At 61.1% G+C, this 24,551-nt stretch carries 25 protein-coding genes; 5 read left to right on the forward strand and 20 right to left on the reverse strand.

Features of this window, described 5'->3' with window-relative positions:
- Positions 1–8 precede the first annotated feature (8 nt).
- From hisH to hisG, 5 genes are read right to left on the reverse strand one after another with little or no spacing between them, the layout of a single operon-like run.
- Positions 9–626 carry an imidazole glycerol phosphate synthase subunit HisH gene (gene hisH, locus ADN01_RS15515; RefSeq protein WP_062416792.1) on the reverse strand — a complete coding sequence of 206 codons (618 nt, stop codon included), beginning with the start codon at positions 624–626 and terminating at the stop codon, positions 9–11.
- Entirely contained in the window at positions 623–1,234 is a 612-nt protein-coding gene (gene hisB / locus ADN01_RS15520) for an imidazoleglycerol-phosphate dehydratase HisB (protein ID WP_062416793.1), read from the reverse strand. Before hisB ends, hisH begins: the two co-directional genes overlap by 4 nt.
- A complete protein-coding gene (hisC, locus tag ADN01_RS15525) occupies positions 1,231–2,328 on the reverse strand; it encodes a histidinol-phosphate transaminase (protein WP_062416794.1) in 1,098 nt (365 codons plus the stop codon). The genes hisB and hisC overlap by 4 nt, the downstream gene beginning before the upstream one ends.
- Positions 2,325–3,653 carry a histidinol dehydrogenase gene (hisD, locus tag ADN01_RS15530; protein ID WP_062416795.1) on the reverse strand — a complete coding sequence of 443 codons (1,329 nt, stop codon included), beginning with the start codon at positions 3,651–3,653 and terminating at the stop codon, positions 2,325–2,327. The genes hisC and hisD overlap by 4 nt, the downstream gene beginning before the upstream one ends.
- A gap of 14 nt (positions 3,654–3,667) precedes the next feature.
- On the reverse strand, positions 3,668–4,681 hold the full coding sequence (gene hisG / locus ADN01_RS15535) for an ATP phosphoribosyltransferase (RefSeq protein ID WP_062416796.1): 1,014 nt from the start codon (positions 4,679–4,681) through the stop codon (positions 3,668–3,670).
- A gap of 371 nt (positions 4,682–5,052) precedes the next feature.
- Between hisG and ADN01_RS15540 the strand changes: the two genes are divergently transcribed.
- Genes ADN01_RS15540 through ADN01_RS15550 form a run of 3 tightly spaced genes read left to right on the forward strand, consistent with a single transcriptional unit; the run spans position 5,053 to position 6,894 of the window.
- Positions 5,053–5,526, forward strand: a complete 474-nt coding sequence (locus ADN01_RS15540) for a nucleoside deaminase (RefSeq protein WP_201778696.1) — start codon at positions 5,053–5,055, stop codon at positions 5,524–5,526.
- A gap of 34 nt (positions 5,527–5,560) precedes the next feature.
- Positions 5,561–6,385, forward strand: coding sequence for a hypothetical protein (locus ADN01_RS15545; RefSeq protein ID WP_062416797.1), 825 nt, complete (start codon positions 5,561–5,563; stop codon positions 6,383–6,385).
- Positions 6,385–6,894 (forward strand): hypothetical protein, encoded by a 510-nt coding sequence (locus ADN01_RS15550; RefSeq protein WP_075071264.1) that lies wholly within the window; start codon positions 6,385–6,387, stop codon positions 6,892–6,894. The genes ADN01_RS15545 and ADN01_RS15550 overlap by 1 nt, the downstream gene beginning before the upstream one ends.
- Here ADN01_RS15550 and ADN01_RS15555 read toward each other — a convergent pair.
- The 10 genes from ADN01_RS15555 to ADN01_RS15600 all read right to left on the reverse strand — a co-directional run bounded on the left by ADN01_RS15555 (position 6,891) and on the right by ADN01_RS15600 (position 18,703).
- Positions 6,891–7,760, reverse strand: a complete 870-nt coding sequence (locus ADN01_RS15555) for a GNAT family N-acetyltransferase (protein WP_062416799.1) — start codon at positions 7,758–7,760, stop codon at positions 6,891–6,893. The genes ADN01_RS15550 and ADN01_RS15555 overlap by 4 nt on opposite strands.
- A gap of 27 nt (positions 7,761–7,787) precedes the next feature.
- Complete coding sequence (locus ADN01_RS15560) at positions 7,788–8,522, reverse strand: hypothetical protein (protein ID WP_075071265.1); 735 nt, start codon at positions 8,520–8,522, stop codon at positions 7,788–7,790.
- A 4-nt stretch (positions 8,523–8,526) separates the two neighbouring features.
- Complete coding sequence (locus ADN01_RS15565; protein ID WP_147238951.1) at positions 8,527–9,423, reverse strand: hypothetical protein; 897 nt, start codon at positions 9,421–9,423, stop codon at positions 8,527–8,529.
- A 539-nt stretch (positions 9,424–9,962) separates the two neighbouring features.
- Entirely contained in the window at positions 9,963–10,253 is a 291-nt protein-coding gene (locus ADN01_RS15570; protein ID WP_062416801.1) for a hypothetical protein, read from the reverse strand.
- 25 nt (positions 10,254–10,278) lie between these two features.
- Complete coding sequence (locus ADN01_RS15575) at positions 10,279–11,307, reverse strand: hypothetical protein (RefSeq protein ID WP_062416802.1); 1,029 nt, start codon at positions 11,305–11,307, stop codon at positions 10,279–10,281.
- Positions 11,308–11,381: 74 nt separating this feature from the next.
- Positions 11,382–13,322, reverse strand: a complete 1,941-nt coding sequence (locus ADN01_RS15580; RefSeq protein ID WP_075071266.1) for a vWA domain-containing protein — start codon at positions 13,320–13,322, stop codon at positions 11,382–11,384.
- A 3-nt stretch (positions 13,323–13,325) separates the two neighbouring features.
- Positions 13,326–13,949, reverse strand: coding sequence for a MerR family transcriptional regulator (locus ADN01_RS15585; protein ID WP_075071267.1), 624 nt, complete (start codon positions 13,947–13,949; stop codon positions 13,326–13,328).
- A gap of 628 nt (positions 13,950–14,577) precedes the next feature.
- Positions 14,578–16,410, reverse strand: coding sequence for an ABC transporter ATP-binding protein (locus tag ADN01_RS15590; protein WP_075071268.1), 1,833 nt, complete (start codon positions 16,408–16,410; stop codon positions 14,578–14,580).
- The gene (locus ADN01_RS15595) at positions 16,407–18,182 is read right to left on the reverse strand and encodes an ABC transporter ATP-binding protein (protein ID WP_062416805.1); all 1,776 of its coding nucleotides are present in this window, start codon (positions 18,180–18,182) and stop codon (positions 16,407–16,409) included. Before ADN01_RS15595 ends, ADN01_RS15590 begins: the two co-directional genes overlap by 4 nt.
- A gap of 11 nt (positions 18,183–18,193) precedes the next feature.
- Positions 18,194–18,703 (reverse strand): MarR family winged helix-turn-helix transcriptional regulator, encoded by a 510-nt coding sequence (locus ADN01_RS15600; RefSeq protein WP_062416806.1) that lies wholly within the window; start codon positions 18,701–18,703, stop codon positions 18,194–18,196.
- A 264-nt stretch (positions 18,704–18,967) separates the two neighbouring features.
- Between ADN01_RS15600 and ppk2 the strand changes: the two genes are divergently transcribed.
- The gene (gene ppk2 / locus ADN01_RS15605) at positions 18,968–19,852 is read left to right on the forward strand and encodes a polyphosphate kinase 2 (protein WP_082142570.1); all 885 of its coding nucleotides are present in this window, start codon (positions 18,968–18,970) and stop codon (positions 19,850–19,852) included.
- Between the two features lie 74 nt (positions 19,853–19,926).
- On the opposite strand, the gene ADN01_RS15610 is transcribed toward ppk2, so the two are convergent.
- Genes ADN01_RS15610 through hpt form a run of 5 tightly spaced genes read right to left on the reverse strand, consistent with a single transcriptional unit; the run spans position 19,927 to position 23,036 of the window.
- Positions 19,927–20,133, reverse strand: coding sequence for a dodecin (locus ADN01_RS15610; RefSeq protein WP_062416807.1), 207 nt, complete (start codon positions 20,131–20,133; stop codon positions 19,927–19,929).
- On the reverse strand, positions 20,130–20,426 hold the full coding sequence (locus tag ADN01_RS15615; RefSeq protein WP_062416808.1) for a DUF1232 domain-containing protein: 297 nt from the start codon (positions 20,424–20,426) through the stop codon (positions 20,130–20,132). Before ADN01_RS15615 ends, ADN01_RS15610 begins: the two co-directional genes overlap by 4 nt.
- 32 nt (positions 20,427–20,458) lie before the next feature.
- Positions 20,459–21,415 carry an aldo/keto reductase gene (locus ADN01_RS15620; protein WP_062416809.1) on the reverse strand — a complete coding sequence of 319 codons (957 nt, stop codon included), beginning with the start codon at positions 21,413–21,415 and terminating at the stop codon, positions 20,459–20,461.
- Positions 21,416–21,455: 40 nt separating this feature from the next.
- Positions 21,456–22,451, reverse strand: a complete 996-nt coding sequence (locus ADN01_RS15625) for a hypothetical protein (protein ID WP_062416810.1) — start codon at positions 22,449–22,451, stop codon at positions 21,456–21,458.
- Between the two features lie 18 nt (positions 22,452–22,469).
- A complete protein-coding gene (gene hpt / locus ADN01_RS15630) occupies positions 22,470–23,036 on the reverse strand; it encodes a hypoxanthine phosphoribosyltransferase (protein WP_062416811.1) in 567 nt (188 codons plus the stop codon).
- Between the two features lie 128 nt (positions 23,037–23,164).
- On the opposite strand from hpt, the gene ADN01_RS15635 reads away from it, so the two are divergent.
- Positions 23,165–24,541 (forward strand): tetratricopeptide repeat protein, encoded by a 1,377-nt coding sequence (locus ADN01_RS15635; protein ID WP_075071269.1) that lies wholly within the window; start codon positions 23,165–23,167, stop codon positions 24,539–24,541.
- The last annotated feature ends 10 nt before the right edge of the window (positions 24,542–24,551 follow it).

Here is a 24,551-nt window from a genome sequence, read left to right on the forward strand (position 1 = left end):
GGGTCACCTCATCCTTGGGTTAAAAAGTTATCCAGAATACGCAGCCCCACCCGCTGACTCTTTTCGGGGTGAAACTGCACGCCGTACAAACGTCCGCGCTGCACCACGCTGGCAAAAGCCCGGCCGTACAGGCTTTCGGCGGCCTCGTCTTCTGGTGTGGCCTGGCACAGGTAGCTGTGGTTAAAGTACACATAAGGCTCTTGCCCCAGCCCGTCCAGCAGGGGGCTGGGCTGGGTCTGGCGCAGGCTGTTCCAGCCGGTGTGGGGGATTTTGAGCCCCGGCAAATCGGGGAAGCGCACCACTCGGCCCGGCAGCAGCCCCAACCCGGCGCATTCGCCCATTTCTTCACTGCTTTCAAACAGGGCCTGCATGCCCACGCAGATGCCCAAGAGCGGGTCGCCGCGCTGTACGGCCTGCCGCACGGCCTGATCCAACCCGGCGGCACGCAGCCCGGCCATAAAGCTGGCGAAGGCCCCTACCCCCGGCAGCAGAATGCGCTGCTCAGGGCGCAGATCTTCGGGGCGGCGCACGATTTCAATCTCGGCCCCCACGGCGCGCAGGGCTTTTTCCACCGAACGCAGGTTGCCGGTTCCGGCATCCATCAGAGAGACTCGGCGCGGGTTCATGGCTGCAGGCTGCCTTTCGTGGAGGGGATACCCGCGCGGCGCGAGTCAGGCTGCACGGCCTCGCGCACGGCGCGCGCCAGGGCTTTAAACAGGGCCTCGGCCTTGTGGTGATCATCGCGCCCGGCGCAGATGCGCGCGTGCAGGTTCACCCCGGCCTCGCGCGCGAAGGAGTCCAAAAAGTGGGCGATCAGGCTGGTGGGCAGGCTGCCCAGGCTGGGCGCGCTGAATTCGGCCTCAATCACCGCTACCCCCCGGCCGGAAAAGTCGAGGGCGACAAAGGCCAGAGCTTCATCCATCGGCACCCAGGCCGAGGCCATGCGCTGGATCCCGGTGCGCGCCCCCAGGGCCTGCCGGAAGGCGCTGCCCAGGGCCAGGGCGCAGTCTTCCACCGTGTGGTGGGCGTCAATGTGCAGGTCGCCGCGCGCCTCCACCTCGATGTCCACCAGGCTGTGGCAGGCCAACTGCGCCAGCATGTGATCCAGAAAGCCGACGCCGGTGGCGAGCTTGTGCTGGCCGCTGCCGTCCAAATTAATGCGCACGGTGATATCGGTTTCGGCGGTTTGGCGCCGCACCTCGGCGCTGCGCTCAGATTCAGGCGAAAGGGTCATAGCAGTTCCTCCAGTGCGTCCAGCAGGGCGCGGCTGTCTTGGGGGCGGCCCACGCTGATACGCAGATAGTTTTGCAGGCGGGGGGCAGCGTAGCGCCGCACCAGAATGCCGCGTTCCAGCAAGACCTGGTACAGCTCGGCCGCCGGGCGGGCCGACACGCGGCAGAGGATGAAATTGGCCGCGCTCGGCAGCGGTTCCAGGCCGGGGAAGGCGCTCAAGGCCTGGCGCAGGCGCTCACGTTCCGCGCAAATCTGCCCCACGCGCTCACCCAGCAGGACGCGCTCTTCCAGCGAGGCCAGGGCAGCGGCGCTGGCGGCGGCGTTGACGTTGTAGGGCTGCTTGGCCTTCCACAAGGCGGGCAGCAGCCAGCCCGGAAAGGCCCCGTAGCCCACCCGCAGACCGGCCAGCCCCGCCCATTTGCTGAAGGTGCGCAGCACGATCAAATTATCGCGCTGGGGCACCTGCTGAATGCAGGAACGGGCCGCGCCCAGGCTGAGGCTGTGGCTGAACTCAATGTAGGCTTCGTCCAGCACCACCAGGGTGGGCAGCGCCAGCAGGGTTTCGATCTCCTCCGGTCCCAGGAGCTGACCGTCGGGGTTGTTGGGGTTGGCCAAGAAGAGCACTTTGGGCCGCTGCTGCGCGCACACGGCCTGCAGGGCGGGCAGATCCAGCGAAAAATCTGCGCGGCGGGGGATATCCAGCTCCTGACCGGCGTTCAGGCGCGCCCCGAAGGCGTACATGCCGAAGGTCGGCGAGCAAAAGGCCGCCCGGTCGCCGGGTTCCAGCAGCACGCGCAGCAGCAGGTCAATCAGCTCATCCGCGCCTGCCCCCGCCAGGAGATGCTCGGCGGGCACACCGGTGAAATCCGCCAGGGCGGCGCGCAGGGCGCGGCTTTCGGGGTCGGGGTAAATATGCACCCAGGGCAGCTCGGCCAGCGCCTGCCGCACGCGCGGCGCGGGGCCGTAGGGGTTCTCGTTGGCGTCCAGCTTGACCAGGGAGTCCACCGGGCGCCCCCAGCGCGCCGAAAGCACATCCAGCGGCTCCACGGGGGTATAGGGCGGTAGGTCCAGAATGCGGGCGGGCAGGGGCATCATTGGCGCATCCTCGCGGCGGCAGCATGCCCATCCAACCCCTCCGCATCGGCCAGGCGGGCGGCCGACCGGCTGATTTGGGCGGCGGTTTGCGGATCCAGCGCCACCAGGCTGATGAGCTTGACGAAATCCCACACGTTCACCGGCGAGGAAAAGCGCGCCGATCCACCCGTGGGCATCACATGGCTGGGGCCGGCGGCGTAATCGCCCAGGACTTCGCAGGAGTGTTCCCCCAGGAAGACCCCGCCCGCGCAGGTGATTTTTTCCGCCAGCCGCCAGGGGTCGGCCACCGACAGGCACAGGTGTTCGGCGCCAAAGGCATTGGCCAGCGCGGCAGCTTCGTCCAGGTCGCGGGTCAGCACGGCCCCGCTGCTTTGGCTGAGCGAGGTTTGCAGGATGCTGATGCGGCTGAGGGTCTGCATCTGGCTCAGCACCTGACTGCGCACGGCTTCGGCCAGGCGGGGCGAAGGGGTCAGCAGCACGGCGGAGGCCAGCACGTCGTGCTCTGCCTGGGCCAGCAGATCGGCGGCCACCCAATCGGGGCGGGCGGAGTCATCGGCGATGATGAGGGTTTCGGTGGGCCCGGCCAGGGAATCGATGCCCACCAGGCCGTACACCTCGCGCTTGGCCAGGGTGACAAACAGGTTACCGGGGCCGAAGATCTTATCCACCGGCGGCACGCTGGGGGTGCCGTAGGCCAGGGCGGCCACGGCCTGCGCCCCGCCCATCACATAGACCTCGTCAATGCCCAGCAGGGCGGCGGCGGCCAAAATCACCGGGGCGATGCGCCCCGTGCCGCGGGCGGGCGGCGCGGCCAGGACGATCTCTGGAACACCGGCCACCTGGGCGGGCACGGCGCTCATGATGACGCTGGAGGGCAGCGGGGCGGTTCCGGCGGGCACGTACAGACCCACGCGCCGGATGGGCCGCACCCATTGGCCCAGTGTCCCGCCGCTGGCGTTGGTGATCCATGAAGTCAGCGGCTGGCGTTGGTAAAAAGTGCGCACACGGTCGGCCGATTCCTGCAAAGCGGCGCGCAGGTCTGCGGGCAGCTCCGCCAGGGCCTGGCGCAGTTCTTCGGGCGGCACGCGCAATGAGTCGGGGGCGGCGCCGTCCAGCCGCTGACCCCAGTCGCGCACGGCCTGGTCGCCGCGCGTGCGCACATCGCGCAGGATGCGCTGCACAGCCTGGGCGGGGGTCAGGGCTTCGCCAAACAGCTCGGCCAGGCGCTGCGATACCGCGGGCGGCACGGGGATTTCATCCGGCGGGCGGCGCAGCAGCAGGCTGGTTTGGGCGGTGGGTACATCGAGAATGGGAAAGAGGGTCATGGCGGTCTCCGTATTTAAGCGTTGGGGTCGTTCAGCGCGGCCAGCATGGCGGTGTAGCGCGGCGGCTCTTCTTCAAAAATGTAGGTCACCGGCACGGCCACCACGCCCGAACCGCCGATGCGGCGCAGATCCTGGATGGTTTGGAACAAATCTCGCCGCGGGACGATCAGGTTCACGGCGTACCAGCTTTGCGAGTCCTGGGGCAGGATCACGCGCGAGATGGTGGGGCCTTGCAGGCCGTGGATGTGGCATTCCTGGAAGATGCGCTGGGCGATGGCCTCGGGCGAATCCCCGCGCATGTTGACGAACACGGCCAGGTTGTCGCTGGCGCGCAGGTAAGCCTCAAAGTATTCCAGCAGCTGGCGGGCGGCGGGCAGGGCGGCCGGGTTGCGCCGCAGGGCCTCGCGGTTGGCGATCAGCACCGCCTGCGAGGTCAGCAGCACCCCATCCGGCAGGGGCCGCAGGCGGTTGTCGCGCAGGGTTTGGCCGGAGGAGACGATGTCGCAGATCAGGTCGGCGTAGCCGATGGCGGGGGCGGTTTCCAGGGTGCCCTCAGCGTGCACCAGCTGGTAGGGCACATTGTGCTGGGCCAAAAAGCGCCCGGCCAGGCTGGGGTATTTGGTGGCCACGCGCAGCGGGCGGCCCAATTGGCGGGCGCGGTCCGTCAGATCGGGCACGCACAGCACGTTCTGCCAGTCTTCCGGCACCGCCAGATTGAGCGTGCAGCCGCCAAAATTGAGCGCGTTGTGCAGCAGGATCACGTCGCTGTTTTCGCCTTTAAATTCCTCCACCACGTCGCGGCCGGTGATGCCAAAGGTCACAGAGCCGTCCCGCACCGATACGGCGATATCCACGGGCCGCTGGAAGAGCACGTGCAGGTCGGGAATCGCCGGCAGCACGGCTTCGTATTGGCGCGGGTTGGGCTTATATACGGGCAGCCCGCAGGCCGCTAGAAAAGACAGGCAGTCTTCAGCCAGGCGGCCTTTGGAGGGCAGCGAGAGGCGTATGGCGGGGTTGGGTTCGGTCATCCTTCGATCCTTTCAGAACGGAACTTCGAGAAAATAAAAACCCCCCGGCAGACCGGGGGGTTAGATGTGCTTTGTCAGGTACGTAAAACGAACCAGACCTCCGGTCAGGCAGGGGGGCGGCTGGTATGATGATGGAACTGGCAGAAAATGGCGTTCATTGTGTGGCATTCTACTGCCCGCGGGTGGATTTGTCAACCGCTGGCGCGATTTTGGATGATTAAGCCTGTACACAAGATTGGATCCGCCGGAAAAGTTCCCGGCTCAGCGCGCAGCGGGCGGGAATCCTCCCCCCTTCCGGCGCAAAACTGGTTATACTTATGCCAGCAACTTCAACCGCGCTGCGGTCTTTTTGAAACGGGAAGGGAGCCGCGATGAACGACATGGATCTGTATTATTTGCGCTGGGCCGTTTCGGTGGCCCAAAAGGCGCGCCAGCACGGCAACCTTCCTTTTGGCGCGGTTTTGGTGGATAAAAACGGCGGTCTCCTGCTGGAAGCCGAAAGCACCGTGATCACGGAGCGCGACTGCACCGGGCACGCCGAAACCAACCTGATGCGGGAGGCCACGGCGCGCTACTCCCCCGAAATTCTGCGCACCTGCACCCTGTACGCCAGCACCGAACCCTGCCCCATGTGCTCCGGGGCGATTTATTGGGGAGCGGTGGGGCGGGTGGTGTTTGCCCTGGGTGAAGACCAACTGCGCGAGATGATCGGCCCGAACACGGAACACGACGCCCTGGTGCTGTCTTGCCGAGAGGTTTTTGCGCGCGGGCTGCTGCACACGGTGGCGGTGGAAGGCCCGGTGGATCTGCCGGAGGCTCGCGAGGTTCACAGCGGTTTTTGGTAAAACTGCCTGAAATTCTTATCTCATAGGAGTTCGTATGTCGGATACTGCTTTTCGCCGTTGGCTCGGCCCAATTTTTGGGCTGGTGCTCGGCTTGATCTACGGTTTCACCACCCAGTACGCCAATCAGTTCGCCTTACCGGGTTTATCCCTGTATCAGCCGCCCTTTGGGCCTGTGCTCAACACTGCCCTGGCGGGCGCCATCGGCCTAGTTTTGGGCTGGATCACCGGGTGGCCGCCCACCGGCGCGGTGGGCTGGATTTACGGCAGCATTGTGGCGGCTTTGTTTGTGGGCATTGGCCTGCTGGTGTCGGGCAGCACCCCGCCGGAGCTGCGCATGGGCAAAATTGCCACGACTCTTTTTCTGTATATCCCCCTCACGGGCATGGTGGCGCCGGTCTTAATCATCTTCCGCTGGACCCTGGACAAACTGCAGCTGCACCGCGGGCAAAAGGTCAACTTTTTTGTGCGCATCTGGCGCACGGTGGCCGTGGTGGCGATGGCGGTGGGCCTGGGGATGATTTCCTTCCTGCCGCTCGAAGGCCGCGAGGCCTTGACGCGCATGGATGCCCTGCTGCGGGCCGGGCTGCAAGCCGCTTCGCCCGAGACGCTGCCTGTGCCGCTGCAAGCCCCGGATGTGCCCGACTTCCTGAGCCTCGCTACCCCCCAATATCAGCTGGCCTGGGAATCGCGCAACCTGGAGCGCTTTGCCATCCCGCGCCCCAACCGCCCCGATTACGAAATGTCGGTGGTGGTGGCGCATTTTGACAACGGTCGTTTGCTGGCCTGTTTGTACGCGGGCGCGGATCTGGAGGCGGAATGCCGCCCGTACCCGCCTTTGAGTGCAGAGGAGATGCCGTGATGAAAATGCGTTGGATGGGATTCTGCGTGATTTTGGCGGGGGTCAGCCTGGCTTGCTCGTGGAGCGTGCCCCACCCCCCGGCTGCCGCCGCCACCCCCTGCCCCCAGGTGGCCTGCGCGCCTTGCCCGCCCCCCGCCACCGCTGCCCCCACCCAGGCCGCGCCGCGCCTGCGCATCACCTCCCCCCAGCCGGGGGAAGAGATCAGCGGGGGCGGCTTCACCATGATGGGCTACGGCGGCCCGGCCTTTGAAAATACGGTGGTGGTGTATTTGTGCGGCGAGGGCGGCGAAGGCGCCCCGGATGCGGTGTGCGGCACAGAGGACAACATCCTCTTCAGCGCCCCGGCTACCATCCACGCTCAGGATATTGGCTTTCCCGGCCCGTTTGATCTCAACATCCCCTACAGCGTCAGCCAGCGCACCAACGCGCGCCTGTCTGTGGCGATTTTCTCCATGCGCGACGGCGGGCTGGAAGACCTGGTTTCCAGCTGGGTGATTCTGCTGCCTTAGGCGGCGGGGGGAAAGCGGTACTCGTCAAAATCGCCCACGGGCACATAGCCGATCTGCTGGTAGATGGCGTTGGAGGTGGGGTTCGACAGGTCGGTGAACAGGGTGCAGAACTGGCGGCCTGAATCCAGCATACGCTGGCTGACGGCGGCCACCAGGGCGCTGGCGTAGCCGCGGCGGCGCTGGGCGGTGGGGGTGTACACCAGCCCAATGGTGATGCCGCTGCGCGTGGGGCGCGTGGTGGCCGTCATGCTCACCGGCTGGCCTTCATTTTCCCAAACAAACAGACTGCCGTCCTCAATGCGAAAACGCGTCCGCCGCAGCAGGTCTTCCCAATCGCGGGCGGCGCCGATGGCTTCCACCTCAAAGGCCTGCGACCAGTCCGCCAGGAATTCGATCTCGGCTTCCTGCGCCAGGCGCATGCATCCGCTGGGGGGCTGGGGCGGCGGCACCACCCGGCGCAGTTCGTACACGCGCTCGTGCATAGCCAGCGCGGGCGTTTGACCGGTGCGCTGGGCCCATAGGCGGGCAAACGCGCCGCTCAGCTGCGCCGGGCCGTTGACCCCTGGAACTTGCCACCCCGCGCTTTGCAGCGCATCGGCCAGGGCAATCTGAGCCTCGCCCAGGCCGTCCTGCTGGGCCGCATGTAGGATCAAATTGTGCGGCGGGGTCATCAGCGCGGCCAACACCAGATCTCCGCTGGCGTTTTCCACCGCGGCGCGCAGCACATCCGGGGCGTAGCGCTCCGGGTGGACCATCACGTTTTCCGTCAGTCCCAAAATCAGCCCATTGAAGGCTTCCTGCTGAAGAAACGAATCCAGTGTGCGTGCGCGGAAGGCGCGGGTATCGGTATAAAAGGTCACTTTCATAGTGGGGTGTTCCTTCGGGGGTGGGGGTTAGCGGATGGTCAGCACCAGCCGGTCTGAACTGACGCCGGTATAGGTGGCGGGGCCGGGGTAGCCGTAGTGCACCTCACCCGTGGCGCTGATCCACAGCTCGGCCTCTCCGGCCGCCGCGGCGCGCAGGGTGAAAACCGCCTGGCGCATCTCGGCGCTGACCTCGATCACCTGCAGGGGCAGCCCCGGCGGGGTGGACAGGCGGGCTTTGTTCTCATAATTCACCGAGGCCATCATCACCCCCGTGCCGTCCTTGCCCAGGGCCACCAGGTTGTACACGGGCAGCCCCAAATCCACGGTGTAGACGCGCACGGTGACGGTTTGCCCAACCTTCAGCTCCAGGCGGTCGGCGCACAATTCCAAATGGGGGTCCACAAACACGCCCGGCTGGCTGGTGGGCGCGCTGGGCGGCGGGGTGCGCGTGGCCAGGATGGGACAGGCGCGCGCCAGGGGGACGGCCGTGGGGGTGGCGCAGCGCGTGCCGCAGCCGCCTGGGCAGTCGCCTGGGCAGTCGTAGACCTCACCCGGCCCGCAGGGCGGCGGGGTGCACTGCAGCACCGGCGCGGCGCTGGGGGTGGTGGGCGGGCTGTTGAGTTCGGGGAAGAGCTCCAGGTAAGGCGGCAGGCCGGGGGTGGGGCGGGCGCGCTGGGTGGGGTAATTGCAGGCAAGGCCCACCCCAAGCACCACCAGCAGGGGGATCAGAGCCGTCCACAGCGCGCGCCAGCGGGCCGGCATGGGCCTATCCTCCGCTGGGGCAGCCCAGTTCGGCCAGCAGACCGCGCAGGGCCTGGGGGGTGGGCGGGCAGTGTACCGGCGCGTGCATTTCCCACACTTCGCTGTGCTGCACGGAGGCCCCCGGTTCCAGGCGGGTCAGCGGCCCCTGGCTTTCCAATTCGATGAAGGCATCGTTGACGTACACCTGGGCGTTGCTGTTCAGGTCGGTGTAGGCGGCGCCGGGTTGGCGGCTGAAGCGCTTGATGAAGAGGGTCTCCCCGCGCAGATAGGCCAGCCAACCGGCGTGGTTGGGGAAGCCCACCTTAAAGGGCGGCAGAGCGGCCTGAGCCTGTACCAGCAGCAGATCACCGTGCAGGTTCAGGCGCGGGTCGTCCCAGCGGGTGTAGGGCCACAGGGTCAGGGTGCGGTTGGGGGTGAATTCGGAGGTCACCGGCGCGCCCTGGGGTAAGACGGCCGTGCCGCCCAAGGGCAGCTGGGTGATGCCCCAGGGGGCGGCTTCTACGGCGAAGAGGTTGCGATTGGTGAGGGTGTGCAGCACGGTCAAGCGCGGGCGCTGGGCGTCCAGGCGCAGTTCCAGACTTTTCTGCAGGCCGGTGGGGCCTTCGGGGGGCTGCACCAGCCGCACCCCGTCCGGCAGGGGGGTGATGTCCATTTCGGGGGCATCGGGAACGTAGGTGCGGGGGTGCGCTTCAGGCGCGTGCCAAAAGCGGTGGCCGCCGTAGGCCTGGAAGGGGCCGTAGGGGGTCTCCCAGGCGGTGGCGGGCAAAACCGCCAGCCAGTTTTCGGGAGCAGCGGGGGTAGACAGGCCCACAATGCGCATGGCGCCGCGGGTGAGGTAGGTGACGGTTAGGCTGGGGTTCTGGAGGGTGTTCACAGACCAGTGGGCGGGAAAAGCGGACATGCAGGCAACCTCGTTCAGGATTTTCATTCATTATACTTCGCCTGCGGGGAAATCCGCCCGGATTCGGCGGGGTGGATGGGGACAGGCGGCGGTAGGGTGCCGTTCGGGTGGATCGAACGCACCGCTGGGGGATCGCGTTGTAGGGGCGTGTTGTAGGGGCGCGTCTCAGACGCGCCCGTGCTGCCCCGAGAGAAGGGAGAAAGCCGAGGTAGAGATCGCTTCGGGCAAAAAACGCCCTCGCGATGACATGGTGGGCTGGGTCGCGATGACATTTTATTTGCATGTCACTGCCTGCCCTCGCTTTTTGAGGGCGAGACCGGTGGGTTTCCGGTCGAAGCAATCTCTCCCCCGAGGGAAGAGGATGCGCCGAGGTAGAGATCGCCACGCCCTCGAAGTGCGAGGGTACGGGCAAAAACCGCCCTCGGGATGACATGGTGGGCGGTGGTCGTGATGACATGCAAGGGAAGAGGTGTCACTGCGGGCACGCAACGGGCAAACCCTGTCGTTAATAGGGTTTGCCCGCTGGAATCACGCGATTCTCAGACTGGATATTTCCGCAATAATTCCTTCGCCTTATTGATAATGTCGTCATCCAACTTATCAGATTGGAGGATTTCCCTCAGGATCTTAGGCCCGTTCCCAGACCGGATGATTTTTCTCGATAGCGACACCCTGGTCCAGCTGGCTTGTTCTGCATACCTCTCTTGCCTCATCAACAGCTCGACCAGATCTCCGTTCGATCGGGTTGGATCCCGAAAGAGTTCATAGTATTTAACAAAGCATGCCTTTCCGGTCGATTTTATGGCCTTTTCCAGTTCCATGTCGTCCATTTTGCCTCCTGATTTCAATGTCCGTTTATTTGTTCACTTCATCAAACCAGACGTCAAATTGTGACCTCTGCCCTTCAAACCACTGACTGCAAAAATAATAGGATAATCCTTGAATTTGCCATGCTTTTGCGTAATATCTTGAGCGGCCCTTCTTATCCTTCCGACCTTCTGCCACTCTGCGCAGAAATGGGAAATTGAGATTAAATTTTGCTTTACTGTACCCTGCGTCCAATAGCTTCCCAATCATATCCCCATCAAGCATGTTTTTTTCAATCAAGGTTCGTAGACGGTTCTGTACATGCTGGCCAATTTTCTCTTCACCGTTTTCTATCAGCGAATCCACAGGAGCCGTTGTGGATTTTGGTGGCATGGTTGACTTTGGTTTAATCGGTTTTGGCCCGTTCTCAAACATTTTCCAGAGTTGGTAACTGCGCAGAAACAACTCGCTTGTGTCCGCGATTTCACCACTTAACTCCATCACCGGTGTGAGGACATCCTCGCAAAAATCATCATTGGCCAACACTTGAAAATCAGGTTCTTTTCCTAACTGATGAAATACCTTTAACACACTCGAAAGATGGTCCTTCATGGGCTGCCACAAAGTTTCATCGCTCATTTTCGGGGTAATAAAGTAAAAAGTCCCCTTTGAGCCGTCATCAAAATAAGTCAGGTAGATAAAATACGACCGGATAAATTTCTTTAAAACACGCGAAGTCGTTTCTTCTTTTGACCCATATCCTAATCCCCCTTTATGGAACGCAACATCCACAAAATGATAGCAGCGCTGGATCTGCCCATCATCGCCGTGCACATGCGATACGCCGATGGCATCAATTTCGGCCTGCTGCAACAACTGGGGAGTGGAACTGCCATGGAAGATATTTAACCCTACAGCATTGAATTTATCTTCAATCGCTTTTCTCATGGGGGCCAAAGAATCAACATCTTTGGTTGGCCATTTCGGAGATGCTTTCCAATTGGTTTGAACTACCTGGCATTGTTTGACATGCCGCAGCCATGAATAGATGAGTGACTCGCCAATTTCAATTTTCATTTTCGCCTCTGTATTGGATCCGGTGGTGGAAAAAATCGCAACAATTCCCAACGTGGTTAAAGGTTGTCACAAAATCAAGCGGCGGATGCCGGCGTTCTCAATCTTAACTTCTTCAAAGGGAAATCATAGGCCACAACAAATTTATGCAACAATTCAGCCCCGATGATCCCATTGCGTTTATCTTCAAATAGCTCCCGCTCAAATGGTTCTGGAAGTACGCCGCAGCGCAGCTCAAAATTGATCCCCCCCAGGTTGACCGGCACCTGGTAAATGGGCGTCGAAAATTCACCCGTCTCCAGGTGATAGCCAGTTTCTTCTCTGAGCGGGGTAAGCCCTGCTGTTAAAGATCGTTCAACGTAGGAAAGCCTGGAACTGCTGTCCAAAAACATACGGCAGGGTGTTTGGGCAACCATGCAGGGGGCGACCTGCGCTCTCCAGGTGGAGACCATAGTTGCATCATGATCCGAATCCATCAACGGCCGCCCGGAAAAATGTACCCTGCTGTTGACTGCATCCATGGTTACAAAGTATTCATGCAAAATATCTGTGCCCAGTAGAATATCCACGCGAGTATGCAGCAGGCTGCTCAGGTATTCCAATTTTCCCGCCTTAAAGTCGGGCAGCAAGGGATAAATGCGGTCGAGGAAAAACCACTCCGGCCGGTTTCCCGTGCTTTTGGTGGTGCAGGTGTCAATCAGCACATTTGCGCCGTCAATTTTGACGATCGGGTATCCCTTGTCAAACACCACCCGATAATCCCGAAATCTTTCTCGCCCGCGCCTGGTTTCGTATTCCTCTTGATGACGGCGTTTACGAATCTCCTCGCTCATCCTGGATTGTAATTCCCTGGACAGATGAGCATATTTGTCTTTCAGGTTGGTGGACATATGGGATTGGCGTCTTTGAACAGAATCATTCAATCGCAGTGCAGCGGCCGCTCGATCCCCACTTCTTTCTAATTTCAGCGCTTCGTTGGCCACCTCTGCCAAATCAACAGAAGTGAAACGTTCCATGAGGTCCGAATCAAACTTTGTGTTGGCTTCTTCTTCAGAAGAAACGGCCTTGAGTGTAAGCTCCATTCTTTCTTCATAGAAAGCGTCTCCCTCCCCTCTGCCGCGCACAAGAACTGGAATTACCAGTTCGTCACAATCCAAACCCTGATCAAAATGAAGCTCAATGTAAATGGATAGCGTTTGGCCAGAATATAGGTTGCCAGGAAAAATCATCAAATGGTCATAATGTTTTTCGAACGACCAACCGGAATACACCTTCGTTTTGACGGGCTGGGGTAAATCTACTTTAATTTCAACACTCCGCGCTGAAACATCCATCAGCTCTTCAAATTCGCGTTCGAACACCACGGGAATGGCGTTAAGCGTCTCCAAGAAATGGAAATTTCCTCCCCCATTGTTTGCCATGGCTTCCAGCATATGCTCATTATAGTGCAGGCCCACTCCGAAGCAGGACGTCGTGACTCCCCGTTTGAACAATTCACGGCAATGGGTCGAAATCTCCTCAACGTCTTTGATTCCCACATTGGCCAGGCCGTCAGTCAGCAACAAGGTGCGGTTGATCGTCTGCTCTGTGGCTGCGGTGGCAACTTCGTGACACCCCCTCAGCCAACCCTCGAATAAATTCGTGCTGCCGCCAGGGAAAATACTGTGGATGTGGGTCTTGACCAGGGCTTTATTCTCTGCGCTCATTTTCTGGGATGCGCTTATGACCGTGACATGGTCATCATAGGCGACCACGGACGCATGATCCTGCTCACTCAGCAAATCAATGACATGAGCGGCGGCCTGTTTCACAAATTGCAGCTTCTCCCCCGACATGGATCCGCTTCGATCCAGAACAAAACTCAAGTTGAGGGGGGCGCGTTCCAGTTTTTCACTTCTTTTCGGCGCGGTTAGAGTTATTTCCAGAACGCGCTCACAGCATCCGTCCTGAGCAATTACCGGCTTATCGGTGAATACTTGCAGAGTCATCTTTTGGTTCACTACATTTTCTTCTGGCATGAGCTACCCCTTTTGTGCTTTGTCATCAAAGAGTTGGTCGATATACATCAATAATTGCTTGATTTTTGGATCATCTTCCGCACTTATGCCTTCCAGCAAGTGCAGTTCAACCCCTTCGCAAATTATGATCTTGCGCCAATTTTGCTGAACCCTACCTGCCAAAATTTGTTCGTTCTCGTTCGCCAAACCGCTGCTTGCCGGTCTTTTTTCCTGGGATGTATTTGATTCTGACGCCTCCCCGACTAACTGAATGTTTCTACGCGCCAACTCAAGATTCCGGATGTATTCAAGAGCACTTGCCCCGGCACCAGAAGCCGGCAAAGGTTTCGATTCCACTTCAGCGCCCTGTCTCGCGTAAGGGCTCTGAACATCCTGTTCGGGATACAGGCGGTTAACTTCCTCTGGCGTCATGGAAGCTAACAGGTTGCGAATTTCCTGAAGAGGAAGTCTTAATTTTTTTAATCGCTTAATGACTTGAAGGCGATCCAGATGTCTTTGAGAATAAAGAGAAAACCTTCCCCGCGTATCTGGGCCTTCGAGCAAACCTTCTTGTACGTAAAAGCGAATCGTACGGAGAGGTAATCCGCTGAGATTTACGAGGTCGTCTAATGTGAATTCATTTGACATGACTTTCTCTTCGGGAGTTGATAATTACAGTATAACTGTAATTTTACACTTATACTGTAAAATGTCAAGTGACAATTTCTATGGATTGCAACCCTGGTTTGTTTCTAATATGACCAGCGGGCAGGGTGCATTTGGGTGCATCGAACGCACCGTTTGGGTTGGGCGCATGATCGGGGCGTGTTGTAGGGGCACGTTGTAGGGGTGTGATGTAGGGACACGTTGTAGGGGCGCGTTGTAGGGGCGCGTTGTAGGGGCGCGTTGTAGGGGCGTGTTGTAGGGGCGTGTTGTAGGGGCGTGTTGTAGGGGCGCGTCTCAGACGCGCCCGTGCTGCCCCGAGGTAGAGATCGCTTCGGGCAAAAACCGCCCTCGCGATGACACGGCGGGCAGGTCGCGATGATATGCAAAGGGGGGCGGTGACAACAAGCCCAGATGTCATTGCGAACCCCCGTTCTTTGGGGGTGAAGCAATCTCTACCCTGAGGGAAGGGAGAAAGCCGAGGTAGAGATCGCCGCGCCCTCGAAGTGCGAGGGCACGCCGCTTCGCGGCTCGCGATGACATGGTGGGCAGGTCGCGATGACATGGTGAGCTGGGTCGCGATGACATGCAAAGGCCCCGCGATGACGCCCTGCTAAATGGTCTGGCCCTTAAACTGGCTGAGGTACAAATGATGGTAAAACCCGCGCGCAGCCAACAACTGCGGGTGGCTGCCCTGCTCCACAATCTGCCCGTCGTTAATCACCACCACCCGATCCGCGTCGCGGATGGTGCTCAAACGGTGGGCGATGACAAAACTGGTGCGGCCCTCCATCAGGCGCAGCAGGGATTTCTGAATGCGCAGCTCGGTGCGAGTGTCCACGCTGCTGGTGGCTTCGTCTAGAATCAAAATGGCCGGATCGGCCAAAATGGCGCGAGCGATGGCCAACAGCTGGCGCTGCCCCTGGCTCAAATTGTTGGCCCGCTCCGACAGGCGGGTTTCATACCCCTGAGGCAGCTGGCGGATGAAGTGATCCGCGTCCGCCAGGCGCGCGGCGCGCATCACCTCCTCATCGCTGGCCTCCAGCCGCCCGTAGCGGATGTTTTCCATCACGGTATCGGCGAACAAGAAGGTGTCCTGCAGCACCAGCCCCAACTGGCGGCGCAGGTCGGCCTTGCGAATCTGGCGGATGTCCACCCCGTCCACGCTGATTTGGCCGGATTGGATATCGTAAAAGCGCGTCAGCAAGTTGATGATGGTGGTCTTGCCCGCGCCGGTGGGCCCCACCAGGGCGATGGTCTGTCCGGCGGGCACCTCCAGGCTGAAATCGTGCAGCACGGGGTGATCGGAATGGTAGCCAAAGCGCACATGCTCAAAGCGCACATGCCCCTGGGCGGCGCGCAGCGGCTGGGCCTCGGGGGCGTCCTCCACCTCGGCACGCACATCCATCACCTGAAACACGCGCTCGGCCCCCGCCAAGGCGGCCTGAATGGCGTTGTACATGTTGGCCAGCTGGCGGATGGGCTGGGTGAAGTTTTGGCCGTATTGAATGAAGGTGGCGATGGTGCCCACGCTGGCCAGACCCAGCAAAGCCAGCCAGCCGCCCAGCCCCGCCAGCACGATCACAAAGAAATTGCCCAGCACACTGGTGAGCGGCATCAGCAGCAAGGCATAGCTGTTGGCATACACACCCGCCTGATAAACGGCCTGGTTCTGCTGGCGAAAGGCCTCCAATACAGAATCATTGCGCCGGAAGGCTTTGACCACTTTTTGGCCGCTGATGGCCTCTTCCATCACCCCGTTCAGCCCGCCCAGGTGCTGCTGCAAGTCGCGGAAGCCCTTGCGCGTGTAGCGTGCCACAAATTCGGTGAACCAGTAGGTGAGGGGCACGATGATCAGGGTGGCCAGGGCCAGCCAGGGGTTGAGAATGAACATGGCGGCCAGGATGCCCACCAGCGAAAGCACACTGGCCAGCAGGGCGGTAACGTTTTGCGAGATGGCCTGGTTGACGGCCTCAATGTCGTTGGTCAGGCGGCTCATCAGCTCGCCCGCGGGGTGGGTGTCAAAAAAGCGCAGGGAAAGGGACTGCAAATGGGCAAACAATTCGCGGCGCAGGCCCTGCAGGGCGCGCTGCGACAGATTGGCCATGACCCAGTTGGCCGCCGCCTGCGACAGGTTGGCCGCCGCGTACACCCCCAGCATGGTCAGCGCTGTGCGCGCCAGACCGGCAGCGTCCCGCTGGCTGATGAAACGGTCAATGGCTACGCCCAGCAGGTAGGGGGCCACCAGACCCAAAAGGGTGTAGGTGAGCACCAGGGCCAGAACCCCCAGCAGCGCCCCCCGGTAGGGGCGCAGGTAGGGCAGCAGCCGCAGCAGGGCGTGGCGCGGGTTTTGGGCTTTTTCAATGCGGGCGGCGCCCGCCGGCATGCGCCCCTGCATGCGGCTGCGCAGATCGTTGGGGCGGGTGGTGACTGGTAAGTTGCTCATGATTGCACACTCCCCAGGGTCGGGGTTTGCGCTTCCTGCAAGCCCCCGCCCAGCTGTGAATCGTAAATTTCCTGATAAATGGGGCTGGTGCGCATCAGCTCCGCGTGGGTTCCCTGCGCGGCGATGTGCCCCTTCTCCAATACGATGATCTTGTCCGCGTTCAGCACGGTGCTGATGCGCTGGGCCACCACAAAACTGGTGCGGCCGTGCAGGTAGGTTTCCAGCGCGTTTTGAATTTCGGTTTCGGTCTCCACATCCACCGAGCTGGTGCTGTCGTCCAAAATGAGGATTTTCGGCTGGGTGATCAGGGCGCGGGCGATGGCGATACGCTGCTTTTGGCCGCCGGAAAGGTTGACGCCGCGCTCTTCCACACGCGTGTCGTAGCCGTTGGGCAGTTCCAGGATGAATTCGTGGGCCTGCGCGGCGCGGGCGGCGGCGGTCACCTCTTCATCGCTGGCCTGGGGGCGGCCGTAGCGGATGTTATCGCGCACGCTGCCCGAAAACAGCACGCTCTCCTGCGGCACAATGCCCACATGCGCCAGCAGCGAATCCTGCTGCAGGCTGCGGATGTCCACTCCGTCAATGGTGATCTGCCCCTGGGTCACGTCATAAAAGCGCGGAATCAGGTTCACCAGGGTGGTCTTTCCGGCGCCTGTGGCCCCCAAAATGGCCACCGTCTGGCCGGGTTCCGCCCGCAAGTTAATCCCATCCAGCACCACGGCGCTGCTGCTGCCCTGATATTGAAAACCGACATCGCGAAACACTACTTCCCCGCGGATGTCCTCCGGCAGACGCCCCGCGTTAGGAGCTTCCTGCACCTCCGGTTCGGCGTCCAGCACCTCATGAATGCGCTGGGCCGAGGCGATGCCGTTGGCCCAGGTGTTCGACAGCACAGTCATCATCGTCAGCGGGGTCATGGTGGTCATCATGTAGTTGGTGAAGGCCACAATCTCGCCCACGGTCAATTCGCCGCGGATGCTCTGCAAGCCGCCCGCCCAAATGACGGTGACGATGCCGGCGTTCACGAACAGGGTCAAAATAGGCGACATGGCCGACATGAACTGCATCACGCGCACGGTGCGGTCGGTGAAATCCTGGTTAGCGGCCCCGAAGCGCTGGCTCTCGAAATCGGCGCGCACAAAAGCCTTCACCAGGCGCGCCCCGGCGATATTTTCCTGCAGCACGGTGTTGAGCCGGTCCAGTTTTTGCTGCACCACGCGGAACAACGGCTCCATGCGGATGCTGAAGACCACAATGATGGCCAAAGTGACCAGCAGCAGCGGAACCATGGTCAGCGAAAGCTGGCGGTTGGTGTTAAACATCAGGATCAGGCTGCCGATCATCAGCATGGGCGCGCGCGTGCCAATGCGCAGCGAAACCTGAAGCAGGCGCTGCACCGCGCCGACGTCGCTGGTCAGGCGCACCAGCAGGTTGCCGGTGGTGAAGCGGTCCAAATTGCCGTAGGAAAACTGCTGCACCTTCACAAAGATGCCGTCGCGCAGGTCGCGGGCCACGCTTTCGCCGGTGCGCACCGAGAAAATGTTGTTGCCCACCGCCACCAATGCGCTGAGCAGAGAGATCCCCAGCATAAGCAGCGAAGTCTGCCAGACCACGGTCAAGTTGTTTTGCTTGATGCCCTGATCAATGATGCGCTGGATCAGGCGCGGGATGGCCAGTTCCAGAAACACCATGATGAACAGCAGCAGCAAAGACAGCAGGGCATAGTTGGAATACGGTTTTACGAATCGCAGCAGTTTTTGCAAAGCGCGCATGGGTCTACCGCCTATTTTGGATGGCCGCCGGTCGCGGGCGGCTTCATATTATCGAATTGAGAAGAGGGGTTGAACACCTGGTGCAGCACGGTTAACCCCTGAATGACGGCACGCATCTCTTCCGCCGACAACCCGGTCAATTTCTCCGCCATCCAGGCGCGGTTGTGTTGGAAGATGGTGTCCAGCAGGGCCTCCCCGGCAGGGGTCAGCTCCAATTGGGCGCGGCGGCGGTCCTGGGCATGGGTGCGGCGCACCACCAGGCCGCGTTCTGCCAGCCCATCCACCGCCTGGCTGACGGCCGGGCGGCTGATCTGCTTGACCTCGGCCAATTCGCTGGCGGAGGTAATGCCTTTGCGGATCAGGCGCAGCACATGGAACTGTTCCACGGTCAGATCAAACTGGCGGGCAGCCAGCGCGCGGATGTTGACCCGAATGTGGTTCCAGGTGGGGGGAAAAGTATCCCAGAATTGATCCAGTAAAATGTGCAGCAGTTCGTCTGCGTTGGGCGGGTTTTCGGGCATAAGGGGCGGCTCGGAGGGCAAAGTAATTAAGGTACTTAACTATTATAGCATTCCATGTGAATCTGTCCAGGGGAATGGGGGCTTTCCAGCGCAGGGTTCTGAGCAGAGGCAGCCGCCGTTCGCGCAAATGGGTGAATGAATTGCCCCATACCCAAAGAGCTCTTTTCCGCGATTCAACCCTATAATAAAGATACCGTTTCATTCCCCACACCCACATTTGATCACAGCCGCCCGCATGTTTACCCGCAGGTTAGGGAGGGTTCGATGGCAAAAAAAGAGAAAGCGGCTCACAAGAAGTCAGCAGAGGTAGCTCCTGCGCGCGCCCCGGCCGGCCCCCCGCCGCAGCCCGACGCCGTGACCATTGACAAAAAAACCTACGAAAAAGAGCTGCGCCGCCTGCAGATTGAGCTGGTCAAATTGCAGGAGTGGGTGCGTTCCCAGGGGCTGAAGGTGGTGGTGATCTTTGAAGGCCGCGACGCCGCCGGAAAGGGTGGGGTGATCAAGCGCATCACCGAAAGCCTGAACCCGCGCGTGTGCCGCGTGGTGGCGCTGCCCACCCCCACCGAGCGCGAAAAAACGCAGTGGTATTTCCAGCGCTACGTGGTGCACCTGCCCGCTGCGGGTGAGATGGTGCTCTTTGACCGCAGCTGGTACAACCGCGCCGGGGTGGAGCGCGTGATGGGCTTCTGCACCGACGATGAATACCGCGAATTCCTGCGCTCCGCGCCCGAATTTGAGCGCATGCTGGTGCGCTCCGGCGTCATTTTGATCAAGTACTGGTTCTCGGTCAGCGATAAAGAACAGGAAAAGCGCTTCCAGGCGCGCATCGCCGACCCCACCAAGCGCTGGAAGCTCAGCCCGATGGACGTGCAGTCGCGCTCGCGCTGGGTGGAATATTCGCGCGCTAAAGATGAAATGTTCGCCCACACCGATATCAAACAGGCCCCATGGTATGTGGTCAACGCGGACAACAAAATGTGCGCCCGCCTGAACTGCATCCGCCACCTGCTGAGTTTGATCCCTTACCAGGACCTGACCCCCGAACCCATTCAGCTGCCCCCGCGCCAGGAAGAACACGGCTATGTGCGCCCGCCGATCACCGACCAGACCTTTGTTCCCGAGCTTTACCTGCCGGAAAAAGCCGCCTGAGGCGTGCTTAAATCCAAAGCTGGGGCGGCCGCGCCCCAGCTTTGGGTGAGATCTGCTGAATGGAAAGCAGGGGGCTAATCTACGGCGAAGCCGACCTTCACCGTCACCTGCCATTGGGTCACCTGGCTGCCTTCGATACGGCCGCGGGTTTCCACCACTTCGAACCAGCTCATCCCGCGCACCGATTCGCCCGCCTTATGGATGGCGGTTTGCACGGCGTCTTCAATGCTGACCGACGAGGTGCCGGTTAACTCAATTTTCTTATACACACTGGTGCTCATGAGTTTTCCTCCGTAGGGGGTTGAGAATTGGGGGTTTCCGGTGGGGCGCTGCGGTACTTGCGCCCTTCAAAAAATTCCAGCAGGCCCGCCCAAACCAGCATAAAGGCGGCGCCTTCATCCAAATTGCCGATGAAGGGGATGTTATCGGGCAGGAATTCGAGGATTCCGGCGGTGGGGTTCAGCAGATACAGCGCCCCCAGCGCCGCCAGGGTGTACACCACCCACACCGGCCAGCCGCGCTGGCTGAGGGGGGTAGTGAGCAGGGGTTTGTCGATTTCTTTGGATTCGCTCATATCCGATCTCACCTTTCCGCCGGAGGTCTGGCTTATTCCACCAAACCGCGCGGCGCATTGTCCAAAAGGGCGTTCACCTCGGCCATTTCGCTCTCGCTCAATTTCCAGTCCGCGGCTTTCACATTGGCCAGCAGTTGATCCAGCCGGGTGGCGCCGGTGATGACCGAGCGCACCTCGGGGCGAGCCAGCAGCCAGGCCTGAGCCAGCTCGTTTAAGCCGCGGCCGCGGGCTTTGGCCCAGGCGTCCAGCTTTTCAATGCGGTCGTAGTTTTCGTCCGTCATGTACTGCTGCACATAGGTGCTGCTTTCCCCGCGCGAACCGGCGGGGGCGGCCTGTCCGCGCTGATATTTGCCGCTGAGGAAGCCGCCCGCCAGGGGGAAATAGGGCACAAAACCGGTGCCGTGCGCGCGGCAGTAGGGCAGCACCTCGGTTTCCACCCCGCGCTCCAGCATGTGATAATGCGACTGCAGGGCGATGAAGGGCGTCCAGCCGCGCACTTCCGCCAGCAGATTGGCGTGGGCCAGCTGCCAGGAGGCAAACGCCGATGCGCCGATGTAGCGCACCTTGCCCATGCGCACCAGGTCGTCCAGTGCGCGCAGGGTTTCTTCAATCGGCGTGGTCTCATCCCAACGGTGCAGGTAATACAGATCAATGTGGTCGTGCTGCAAACGCCGCAGGCTGTCTTCCACCGCGTTGAAAATGTTGTAGCGCGAGGCCCCGCGCTCCATGATGCCCTCGCCGGTTTCGAAATAGAACTTGGTGGCCAGCACAAAACGGTTCCAGCGGCCCTTGAGGGCCACGCCCAGGGTTTCTTCGGAGCGCCCATCCGTGTAGATATTGGCCGAATCGAGGAAATTGATGCCGTGATCCTGCGCCGCGGCGATGACTTCGTTCACCCCCGCCTGATCCAGCTTGGAGCCAAAGCGGTTGGTGCCCAGTCCGATGACGGATACCCGCAGCCCAGAGGGGCCTAAATTGCGATATTCCATGCGGTTATGCTCTCCTTCAGGTTCAAAATCCAGCGCGCGCTCAGCGCACCTGGTTGGGATCAATCACATACAGCCACCAGTTATTGGCCACGCTGCCGGTGAAACCTGCCTGGCGCGGAAAATACCCCAGCCACCACAGGTGGTGCTGACGGATGTCGCCGCCGCCCCATTCGGCGCAGCCCACTGTCACCGCCTCGCCGCGCAGCTGGGGAAAATCGTTCCAGGTGCGGCAGCGGGTGAGCACGGGGGTGGGGTTGCCCCATTCATAATCGGTGCGGCTGTTGGGGGCGTAATGCACAGTGCCCACCTCGGCCTGTCCGGGGTGGCTTTTGTCGTAGCGTGTGAAGCGCTCCCAAAAGTTGGGCGTGCCGCTGGCAGTGCTGTACACATGCTGGAGGATCGATTCCGCCCGGTGGCCAAAGGCCTCTAACATCTCGCCCACCCCGCGCTGCAAATTGAAGCCCATCAAAATCACGCGGCGGTTAAAGCTGCCCGCGTTTTCCAAGGCGGGCGCGTTGCACCAAAATGCGTCCGGCCCGGCCATGCGCGATTCGTAAAAGCCGGCGTAGGGGTAGCCCATCAGCCAGATCTCGTCCGCGTCCCCGCGGTTGACGCGTTCCACCAGGTTAAAATCGGCCACCAGACGGTGGTAATCGAGCCAGTCGGGCTGGTGGGCGCTGCTTTCCCCGCGGATCACCGCCAGATATTCCTCTGGGGTGTAGCGAAACCCGTCGGCCTTAATGGGGAAGGCATGCGTGGTGATGCGCTCCGTGATGGTATAGCGCACATAGCCGCCGCTGACCGTCTGCAGGTCTTGAATGTAGGCGTTCATCAGGGCTTCGGGGTCGTTCCAGCGCATCACTTTCGAGAGGGGCTGGTTGTCGTGCGAAGGCACCAGGGGGTCAAACAAAATCGCCAGCACCTTGCGTTCCACCGGCTGAATCTCCCATCCGGTGGGCGGCGGGGGTGCGGGCGGGGTGGGCGCGGCGAACAGCGAGCGCCACCAGGCTTGCAGCTTGCGCAGAAATTCATCCATACACGCCTCCTGGCTGACTCAGCCGTAGATCTTGTGATATTTGTCCAAATCTACCGAGGCGATATAGGGCAGATTGCGGCCTTTTTCATCAATATCCAGGCCGTAGCCCACCACAAAATAGTCCGGCATTTGAAAGCCGCAGTAATCAATGGGGATGTCCACCTTGCGGCGCTCCACCTTGTCCAGCAGGGCGCACACCTTCAGGCTGCGCGGTTTACGGTCCAGCAGCAGCTTGCGGATGGTGGCGATGGTGTAGCCTGTATCCACAATGTCGTCAATCAGGATCACATCCCAACCGGCGATATTGGTTTTATGGTCGGAATCGATGCGGATGAAACCGCTGGATTCGGCCCCGGCATAGGAAGACACCGACATGAAGTCCATGGTCAGCGGCAGCTGCACCTTGCGCATCAGGTCGGTGATGAACATCACGCTGCCGCGCAGCAGGCCCAAAAGCAGCAGCTTTTCCGAGCCGCGGTAATCGTGGGTGATGGTGTTGCCCAACTGCTGCACACGCCGCTCGATTTCTTCTTGCGAAAAGAGAATTTCGCCGATAAAGTCGTAGGAAAAATCATGAGCCGTCATCGCTTGCTCCTCATCTAAAATTGCGGTTCCGCAAAATGATTGTATCAGCGAATCCCTTTCGATGGAAATCATTGGGTTTATTTCGAGTACAATGCTCCATATACTCACCCATTCCCCCGGAGTGCGCCATGCGAAAACTTACCCTCTTCATCCGTGGTGTTGCCGTCTTTGCTTTGGCTTTCGGCCTGCTTTGGCAGGCTGCCCTGCCGGTTCAGGCCGATGTGGCCCCGCCGGATTGGCCGCCGGGGGCCAACCCCGCCCCAGGCGCAGAGATCACCCAGGTGCGCATGGAATCCGAAAAGGTGACCCTGACGGTTCTGCCTAAGCCCAATGGGGCTGCCCCAGGCTCAGCCACGGTGGAGGCGGTATTTAACCTGCGCAATTTGGGCAGCGCCGAAGAGAAAATGACCGTGCGCTTCCCGCTCTCCTTCTGGAATGGCTCTTCCGACGGCTTTGGCCGCTTTCCAGAGATCCGCAGCATCGAGGTCAAGGTCAACAACCGCAGCGTCCCCACCCGCCGCGTGGAAAGCCCCAACCCCAGCGAATACGAAGACACGCCCCTGCCCTGGGCCGCCTTTGACGTGACCTTCCCGCCCGGCGAGGAAGTGGTGCTGTGGGTGCGCTACGGCTGCGACGGCATGGGAGAATTCCCCAACGTCTCCTTCCGCTATATCCTGGAAACGGGCGCGGGCTGGCAGGGGACGATCGGCAAAGCCGAGCTGGAGGTGCGCCTGCCCTACCCCGCCAGCCAAGAGAACGTCATTTTCGATGAAGGCGTGGGCTTTGGCGGGATGACCCCTGGGGGGGTCTTTACCGGGCAGTCCATCCGCTGGGTGTTCGAAGACCTGGAACCCGGCCCGCAGGATAACCTGAACGTGCTGGTGACCATGCCCGACGCCTGGCAAAAGGTGCTGAAAGAGCGCGAAACTACCCAGCGCAGCCCGCGCGACGGCGAAGGCTGGGGACGGCTGGGTAAGGCGCTGAAAGACGTGCTGCGGCTGCGGCGCGGCATGCGCATGGACGCGGCGGCACAGGAAATGTACGCGGAAAGCGTCAGCGCGTATGAAAAATCCGTCGAGCTGCTGCCGGAAGATGCGCTGTGGCATTACGGCTTTGCCGATTTGCTGTGGCTGCGGGCCTATTGGAGCGACCAGGGCATTTTCGCTTCGCAGTACAGTGACGCCCGCCGTGCGGTTCTGGAACTGCGCCGCGCGCTGGAAATTGACCCCAAACTGACCCAGGCGCTGGATCTGCTGCAGGAGGTGGGGCTTTCGGCCCCCGATCTGGTGCGGTGGGACGGTTCCCGCGCGGATTATTTGATTCTGACGGCCACGCCCACAGCCAAACCGACCGAGATCCCCATTGAGGCCCTGCTGGCCAGCCCCACCCCGCCCGTGCCGCCCAGCGCCAAAGGTCCGCGTCTGCCGGGCTGCGCATCCGCCCTGGCCCTGCCGGCGGCCGCGGTGATGCTGTGGGGGCGCGGGCGAAAAGTTCGGCCCATCTAGAAGCGTCTGC

It is taken from the genome of Levilinea saccharolytica (assembly GCF_001306035.1).
Taxonomy (GTDB): Bacteria; Chloroflexota; Anaerolineae; order Anaerolineales; family Anaerolineaceae; genus Levilinea; species Levilinea saccharolytica.

Bases quoted from the DNA above. Each gene is read 5' to 3' on its own strand.
- hisD (WP_062416795.1), bottom strand. From the start codon at position 3,653: ATGACCCTCTTTCCCATTCTCGATGTACCCACCGCCCAAACCAGCCTG.
- ADN01_RS15570 (WP_062416801.1), bottom strand. From the start codon at position 10,253: ATGGACGACATGGAACTGGAAAAGGCCATAAAATCGACCGGAAAGGCA.
- ADN01_RS15555 (WP_062416799.1), bottom strand. From the start codon at position 7,760: ATGAAAGTGACCTTTTATACCGATACCCGCGCCTTCCGCGCACGCACA.
- ADN01_RS15575 (WP_062416802.1), bottom strand. From the start codon at position 11,307: ATGAAAATTGAAATTGGCGAGTCACTCATCTATTCATGGCTGCGGCAT.
- ADN01_RS15595 (WP_062416805.1), bottom strand. From the start codon at position 18,182: ATGCGCGCTTTGCAAAAACTGCTGCGATTCGTAAAACCGTATTCCAAC.
- ADN01_RS15600 (WP_062416806.1), bottom strand. From the start codon at position 18,703: ATGCCCGAAAACCCGCCCAACGCAGACGAACTGCTGCACATTTTACTG.
- hisC (WP_062416794.1), bottom strand. From the start codon at position 2,328: ATGATGCCCCTGCCCGCCCGCATTCTGGACCTACCGCCCTATACCCCC.
- hisB (WP_062416793.1), bottom strand. From the start codon at position 1,234: ATGACCCTTTCGCCTGAATCTGAGCGCAGCGCCGAGGTGCGGCGCCAA.
- ADN01_RS15565 (WP_147238951.1), bottom strand. From the start codon at position 9,423: ATGTCCGCTTTTCCCGCCCACTGGTCTGTGAACACCCTCCAGAACCCC.
- ADN01_RS15545 (WP_062416797.1), top strand. From the start codon at position 5,561: ATGTCGGATACTGCTTTTCGCCGTTGGCTCGGCCCAATTTTTGGGCTG.
- ADN01_RS15540 (WP_201778696.1), top strand. From the start codon at position 5,053: ATGAACGACATGGATCTGTATTATTTGCGCTGGGCCGTTTCGGTGGCC.
- ADN01_RS15620 (WP_062416809.1), bottom strand. From the start codon at position 21,415: ATGGAATATCGCAATTTAGGCCCCTCTGGGCTGCGGGTATCCGTCATC.
- ADN01_RS15635 (WP_075071269.1), top strand. From the start codon at position 23,165: ATGCGAAAACTTACCCTCTTCATCCGTGGTGTTGCCGTCTTTGCTTTG.
- ADN01_RS15550 (WP_075071264.1), top strand. From the start codon at position 6,385: ATGAAAATGCGTTGGATGGGATTCTGCGTGATTTTGGCGGGGGTCAGC.
- ADN01_RS15585 (WP_075071267.1), bottom strand. From the start codon at position 13,949: ATGTCAAATGAATTCACATTAGACGACCTCGTAAATCTCAGCGGATTA.
- hisH (WP_062416792.1), bottom strand. From the start codon at position 626: ATGAACCCGCGCCGAGTCTCTCTGATGGATGCCGGAACCGGCAACCTG.
- ADN01_RS15610 (WP_062416807.1), bottom strand. From the start codon at position 20,133: ATGAGCACCAGTGTGTATAAGAAAATTGAGTTAACCGGCACCTCGTCG.
- hpt (WP_062416811.1), bottom strand. From the start codon at position 23,036: ATGACGGCTCATGATTTTTCCTACGACTTTATCGGCGAAATTCTCTTT.
- ADN01_RS15560 (WP_075071265.1), bottom strand. From the start codon at position 8,522: ATGCCGGCCCGCTGGCGCGCGCTGTGGACGGCTCTGATCCCCCTGCTG.
- ADN01_RS15615 (WP_062416808.1), bottom strand. From the start codon at position 20,426: ATGAGCGAATCCAAAGAAATCGACAAACCCCTGCTCACTACCCCCCTC.
- ADN01_RS15580 (WP_075071266.1), bottom strand. From the start codon at position 13,322: ATGCCAGAAGAAAATGTAGTGAACCAAAAGATGACTCTGCAAGTATTC.
- hisG (WP_062416796.1), bottom strand. From the start codon at position 4,681: ATGACCGAACCCAACCCCGCCATACGCCTCTCGCTGCCCTCCAAAGGC.
- ADN01_RS15625 (WP_062416810.1), bottom strand. From the start codon at position 22,451: ATGGATGAATTTCTGCGCAAGCTGCAAGCCTGGTGGCGCTCGCTGTTC.
- ppk2 (WP_082142570.1), top strand. From the start codon at position 18,968: ATGGCAAAAAAAGAGAAAGCGGCTCACAAGAAGTCAGCAGAGGTAGCT.
- ADN01_RS15590 (WP_075071268.1), bottom strand. From the start codon at position 16,410: ATGAGCAACTTACCAGTCACCACCCGCCCCAACGATCTGCGCAGCCGC.